The following is a 1,005-nucleotide window of genomic DNA, read 5'->3' as shown; positions in this document are numbered from 1 at the left end:
CTTGTCTGTTGCACCGCTTACACGGTCAAGGGCTGTTTTCTTTGCATCTGCCTCACTGACCGTAACGTTCCTGCTGTCTGCTCCCATCGTTTTTTCTTCATATGCGGAGCTGATGATCTCTCCGGTGTCTGCCGCAATCTCATAGTCATACTTGGCACCGCCTGCATACCATTCAATGTCATATACCTGACGTCCGTCTTCATAATTAAGCTTTGACTTGGTGATCGTTGCGTCCGCTGCCTTCACTCCGGCATGCTCCAGTGCGATCTTCTGTGCTGCTGCTTCATCCACGGTTCCGGTACCTGTTGCATTCTGTGCCGGTGCAGCGGCTGAGGTCTGTGCCTGGGCTGAGGCTGAACCTGAGGTCTGTGCCGGAGCCGAGGCAGCGGGGTCTGCCGTCTCCGTCTGCGTCCCGGAAGTCTGTGCATTCTGTTCCTGGCTGCTCATTTCCATGACAGCTCCTGTCTGTGCATTGATCGTGTAGGAGTAGGCATACTCTCCGGAAGTAAATTCCACCTTATAGCAGGCCACTCCCGCCACCTCACTTAAGGTCGTGGCTGAAATGTCTGCATCTGCCGCTTCAATATCCGCTGCTTTTAACGCCGCTTCCTGTGCCTCCTCCATAGGGATCATCTGTGTCTGCTCCTTCGTCTGCTCCTGGCTGCTTTGCTGCGGAATACTGGCTGCCGCATTATCTCTGCATCCGGTCAAGGTCATTGCAAGTGCAAATGCCACTCCGGTAAAAATCCATTTCTTTCTCATACTCTTTCTTATCCTTCCTATCAGATTGGAATGAGTAAAGTGTAGCCGATATCCTGCCAGATTACAAGTGAAATTTTTGTGTACAGGGTATATTTGTAAAAATCTAACAAATATAGTAACACTTGCAATACCGTAAATTGCGCCGCCCATGCCTCTTTTTACAGATTCCCTGATTGTCTCCATTTTGTATAACAAAAGGCAGCCCACTATGGACTACCCTGATAAAAATAAAAAGCAGCAAAT

General features: G+C 49.6%; 1 protein-coding gene. It reads right to left on the bottom strand.

Annotation, left to right across the window (positions count from 1 at the left end; translation table 11 throughout):
* A partial coding sequence (locus DW677_RS18075; RefSeq protein ID WP_181968403.1) for a PepSY domain-containing protein occupies window positions 1-762 on the bottom strand: 762 nt, incomplete at its 3' end.
* Window positions 763-1,005: the final 243 nt, after the last annotated feature.

Source organism: Clostridium sp. AM25-23AC (assembly GCF_003435125.1).
In the GTDB taxonomy this organism is placed as follows: Bacteria; Bacillota; Clostridia; order Lachnospirales; family Lachnospiraceae; genus Pilosibacter; species Pilosibacter fragilis.
This window is presented reverse-complemented; position numbering and strand designations above follow the sequence as displayed.